Annotated in this window: 6 protein-coding genes; 5 read left to right on the top strand and 1 reads right to left on the bottom strand. The window is 32.1% G+C overall.

The window, feature by feature from the left end:
* The 3 genes from Q0929_RS09000 to Q0929_RS08740 all read left to right on the top strand — a co-directional run.
* Positions 1–158: TolC family protein (locus Q0929_RS09000; RefSeq protein ID WP_343232051.1), on the top strand; the 158-nt coding region annotated here is incomplete at its 5' end.
* Between the two features lie 43 nt (positions 159–201).
* Positions 202–573 (top strand): carboxymuconolactone decarboxylase family protein, encoded by a 372-nt coding sequence (locus Q0929_RS08745; protein WP_299240024.1) that lies wholly within the window; start codon positions 202–204, stop codon positions 571–573.
* A gap of 299 nt (positions 574–872) precedes the next feature.
* Entirely contained in the window at positions 873–1,730 is an 858-nt protein-coding gene (locus Q0929_RS08740) for an RNA polymerase sigma factor RpoD/SigA (protein ID WP_299240021.1), read from the top strand.
* A 170-nt stretch (positions 1,731–1,900) separates the two neighbouring features.
* On the opposite strand, the gene mtnC is transcribed toward Q0929_RS08740, so the two are convergent.
* Positions 1,901–2,593 (bottom strand): acireductone synthase, encoded by a 693-nt coding sequence (mtnC, locus tag Q0929_RS08735; RefSeq protein WP_299240018.1) that lies wholly within the window; start codon positions 2,591–2,593, stop codon positions 1,901–1,903.
* 63 nt (positions 2,594–2,656) lie between these two features.
* Here mtnC and rnhA point away from each other — a divergent pair, with 63 nt between their 5' ends.
* Both rnhA and radA read left to right on the top strand, forming a co-directional pair.
* Entirely contained in the window at positions 2,657–3,130 is a 474-nt protein-coding gene (rnhA, locus tag Q0929_RS08730) for a ribonuclease HI (protein ID WP_299240015.1), read from the top strand.
* The gene (gene radA, locus Q0929_RS08725; protein ID WP_299240013.1) at positions 3,108–4,439 is read left to right on the top strand and encodes a DNA repair protein RadA; all 1,332 of its coding nucleotides are present in this window, start codon (positions 3,108–3,110) and stop codon (positions 4,437–4,439) included. The genes rnhA and radA overlap by 23 nt, the downstream gene beginning before the upstream one ends.
* Positions 4,440–4,841 lie beyond the last annotated feature (402 nt).

Raw genomic sequence — 4,841 nt, 5'->3', positions numbered from 1 at the left:
TTAGACTATCAACAGAAAGATTTAAAGCAAACATAGCAAACACATTAGAAGTATTAGAATCAGAAAATAACTACCAATCAGCACAGCTGACTTATCTAAACACGCTTTATAGCTACAATTTAAAAATCTTTGATTTAATGAATCTTAACGGTGAGTGATATAATTTATTTAATTTAAACTTTAATAAAAGGAGGAAAGAAAATGCAAAAGCCAACCGTTGACGAAATCTTAGGACTTATGGCAAAAAAATTAGGCGGTGAAGAAAAGATACCAAAAGCAATACAGTATGCAAAAACTGTGGCTCCAGAACTTATTCACGATGTAGCTTCCAGCTCAAAAAATAGTGTAGGTGATCCAAACTCACCTTTTGATGCTAAAACAAGCACTTTAATCTTTTTGGCTGTAGCATTAGCTATGAAAGATACAGAATGTATAAAGACACAGTTAAACGCAGCTTTAAATATGGGGGCAACAAAAGAAGAGCTTATTGCTATAATCAAGATAGTAAAACATGCTGCACACTCAAGCGTTATAGGCTATGCAGAACCTATATTGGAAGCTCTATCGAAGTAAACTAAATCCGGAGTTTTCGTTTGGTCATACTACTTTAGCAACATTTAATTTTTGATATTTTCTGAGAGTGTTCCAAAATTAATGTATGTAAAAATGGGTCTGCTTTTGTCCGTCATCGTCCTGAGAGCTTTGTCCTAAGGTTCTCCTTTTTTAATGTTGTTTGAAAGAAAGGGAAGGGCAAAAATAAGATTCTCTTCGCCAGCTGCAAAATGACGATGTTGATTTTTGGAATACTCTCTAGTTAGCATTTGACAACCTGTAATAATTTCTGATATTATTAAACAAAAAAAAGGTGACTCATGAAAAAGTTCACCCACGAAGAAAATGTTGACTTTTATCTTAAATCTATCTATAAAATTCCACTGTTGTCCAAGGAAGAAGAAGAGTCTTTACTAAAAAAGATAAAAGAGGGGGATAAAGAAGCACTTCAAAAGCTTATTATTTCTAATTTAAGATTTGTAATCAATATAGCCAAAAGATATGCAGGCTATGGAATTCCATTTTCTGACTTAATCTCAGCAGGAAATGTTGGTTTGATAGAAGCTGCAAAAAAATTTGATACATCAAAGGGTGTTAGATTTATATCTTATGCAGTTTGGTGGATAAGACAATCAATCATAAATACCATTCAGCATGAAAGTGAAATTATAAAAAAGCCAAATAGAATGTACGCTTATGCTTCTAAAATCAATAATGCCTATTCTTACTTAAAAGATACTTTAAACAGAGAACCATCTATAGATGAGATTATGTCTTTTTTAAAAACTCAAGGCATAAAAGTTGAAAAAGAAATAGTTGAAAATTATTTCTTATTTAAAAGCGTTTTCTTATCCTTGGATACACCTATTGAAGGAACAGATAATGACTTAGTCTTAGAAGATACGATATCTGTTTATAATACACTTGATATCGAAAAAGATATCAATGAAGAAGATTTAAAAAGAGCCATAGAAACATTGTTAGATACTTTATCACCAAGAGAAAGAACAATCCTCATTCATAGGTTTGGGTTAAATGGCGAAGAACCAAAGACATTGAACGAAGTAGGAGAAATAGTTGGTTTATCAAGGGAAAGAGTAAGACAAATAGAAAATAGAATTTTAAAAAAATTAAGAAAAATAGCAAAAATTAAAAAACTTGAGGACTTGATTTTATGAATTTTTATTAAAAACTTTTTTAGAACGGCTTTTCTAAAAACGCTGGCGAATATTTTAAAGTTTTTCGCAAGTTTACCTTTTTGACAGCCTGAAGACTTTAAATCCAATTTAAAGAAGGAGACATTTTAGATACTTGATAATTAAACCCTTTTCTGATATCTTAATCCTACTCACACCCTCCCAATCTCTATCTCATCAAAACTTTCAACCTGCCTGTAAGGAAAATTTTCTATATACTCAGCATCTAACGGTCTTACAAGTCTAATAACATTATATCCAGCAGAAGCAGCTGCTATTATTTCATCCGGATTATCTGATAAGAATAAAATCTCTGAAGGATTAAACCCTATCTCCTTTACAATCTTTACATAAGACTGTTTATCTTTCTTATTTCCGATGTTGGTGTCAAAATAGCCAGAAAAAAGATAGTTTAAATCTCCATAGTTTGTATTAGAAAACAAAAGCTTTTGAGCTTTTACAGAGCCGGAAGAATATATAAAAATCTTTATTCCAGAATCAAACCATTCTTTTAATTTATTGTAAGCATCTGGATATACAAAGCCCTGCAGTTTACCAGATTTATAACCCTCTTCCCAAATCAGCCCTTGCAACTCTTTTAAAGGAGTAATTTTTTTATCCTCAGCTATCCAACTTTTAAGATTTTCTATTACCTCTTCCAAAGAAGCATCACTTTTATTAATCTCTTTCTTTACATCTTCTATAATTTTTTGTACTTGTGGATTTTGAAGATTGTTTTTTACAAACTCTTCTATTTTTTCATAAGAATAAGGGAACAATACATCTTTTACGAAAGAGATAGGCGTTGTTGTGCCTTCTATATCTGTTAAAACTGCCTTTATCATTGAGTTTTCTCCTCTTTTTTGATAAGATTTTACCAAATTTAAATTTTAAACATCAAGGGAAAGATGAAAACAATCAAAATTTTTGCCAATGGTTCAAGTCTTGGAAATCCTGGACCCGGTGGTTATTGTAGTATTATAGTAGGCGAAGAAAAACGAGTTATTGTAAAAGGTGGAGAAAAGCAAACTACGAACAATCGGATGGAATTGATGGCAGTAATAAAAGCCCTTGAAAAGATTAAAAATAGCTATAATATAGAGCTTTACACTGATAGCAAATATGTAGTTGATGGTATAAACAGCTGGCTTGAGAAATGGAAGAAAAACGGCTGGAAAACGTCAAATAAGAAAGATGTATTAAACAAAGACTTATGGCAAAAATTAGACCAGCTTTTACAAAGACATAACGTAAAAGCATTTTGGATTAAAGGACATAACGGACATCCTGAGAACGAATACTGTGATAAAGTAGCAAAAATGGAAGCATTAAAATATATGCAAAATGAAGAAAAACAAGGTGAAACCAATTTATGTATGTAATGAGTGTGGGGCAACCTATCCAACGTGGGTAGGAAGGTGTTCTGTATGTGGTGCGTATAACTCTGTTGTTGAAGAGATAAAACAAGATACAAAAACAGTTTTCAAACCGCAATCAACTTCTCAAGCATTGCCAATAACAAAGTTAAAAAAAGAAGCAGAAGTAAAGCGATACTCAACAGGATTTGAAAGCTTAGATAATGCACTTGGCGGTGGATTTGTAGATGGTCAGGTTGTTCTTGTCTCTGGCGAGCCGGGGGTTGGTAAGTCTACATTACTTTTACAAATCTCATCTTACTTTGCAAATGATAAAAAAGTTTTATACATATCAGCTGAAGAATCTCAGTATCAGATATACATTAGAGCAGAAAGATCAAATGCTTTAAAAGAAAATCTTTATATTTTATCTGAGACAAATCTTGAAGCAATTTTACAAGCTATTGAAAACATCAAGCCGGATTTGATAGTTTTAGATTCTGTTCAAACTGTCTATTCAGAAAATTTAGAATCTCCTGCCGGCTCTGTAAGTCAGGTTAAGTATGTAAGCAGTAAAATAACAGAAATTTCAAAATCTAAATCAATAATATCTTTGATGGTAGGTCAAGTTACAAAGGAAGGAAGTATCGCAGGTCCAAAGGTTTTAGAGCATTTGGTAGATACAGTAGCCCAGTTTGAAGGTGAAAGAGGTTATGCTTATAGAATCTTAAAAGTGATAAAAAATAGGTTTGGCTCTTCCGGAGAGCTTGCAGTTTTTAACATGACAGAAAAAGGAATGGAAGAGGTTCTACAGCCTTCTTCTTTCTTCTTGGCTGAAAAGCCAGAATCTGCAAGCGGTAGCGTAATCTTTCCATTTACAGAAGGGTCTAAACCAATACTTGTTGAAGTTCAAGCCCTTGTATCTAAAACTTTTTATCCTGTTCCACAGAGAAGAGCCCACGGAATTGATTTAAATAGACTTTCTATAATCATTGCTGTTTTAGAAAAAGAGTTAAAAATAAATCTAAAAGATAAAGATATCTTTGTAAACGTAGTTGGTGGAATAAACATTGATGAGCCTGCAGTAGACCTTGCAGTAGCAACAGCAATCTATTCTTCTTATAAAAATCTGCCAATCCCAGAAAAAACAGCAGTTTTTGGCGAAATAGGTCTAACAGGTGAAGTTAGGTCTGTTTACTACACAGACATCAGATTAAAAGAATGTGAAAAGCTTGGAATAAAAAATGTTTTATGTCCTGTGGAAAAAGAAGACAGTAAATTAAATATAATCACTATAAAAAAAGTTTCTCAGCTAAATAAAATATGGCAACCATAAGCAAGTAATGAAGCGACAATGCTTGTAAATTCACAATTTATTATAGAAACATCCCATCAAATCATTAGCGACTTTAGATTTGAAAGTTTACATTTTGTTATCCTGAAACTTGGTTAGAAAAAGCTCCCCTTTTTAAAAGTCAGAAAGTAAGTAGGCAATTCATAAGTTGTCCATACAGTAAGCAAATTAGAAGTAAGAAGGGAGAGGTTCTTCGTCAGCTGAAAATGATAAATAAAGTTATTCTTTGCTCCCCATAGGATCTTATTTTTAAATTTTTATACTTTGGGTGAGAAATTCAAATATAAATAAAACATCTAAAAAAACTCCTTGGTGGCAGTTAAAATTGTAATAGCAAAAATTCCACCAAGGAGGTAAAAATGCAAAACTCTAATCTTTATTTTA

Origin of the sequence: Sulfurihydrogenibium sp., from assembly GCF_028276765.1 — a bacterium.
Taxonomy (GTDB): Bacteria; Aquificota; Aquificia; order Aquificales; family Hydrogenothermaceae; genus Sulfurihydrogenibium.
The sequence above is the reverse complement of the archived record's forward strand: the minus strand, read 5'-3'. Positions and strand labels throughout refer to the sequence as shown.

What these genes read in the sequence shown, in the direction of transcription:
- Q0929_RS08745 (WP_299240024.1), top strand. Translation starts at nt 202, where the DNA reads ATGCAAAAGCCAACCGTTGACGAAATCTTAGGACTTATGGCAAAAAAA.
- Q0929_RS08740 (WP_299240021.1), top strand. Translation starts at nt 873, where the DNA reads ATGAAAAAGTTCACCCACGAAGAAAATGTTGACTTTTATCTTAAATCT.
- mtnC (WP_299240018.1), bottom strand. Translation starts at nt 2,593, where the DNA reads ATGATAAAGGCAGTTTTAACAGATATAGAAGGCACAACAACGCCTATC.
- rnhA (WP_299240015.1), top strand. Translation starts at nt 2,657, where the DNA reads ATGAAAACAATCAAAATTTTTGCCAATGGTTCAAGTCTTGGAAATCCT.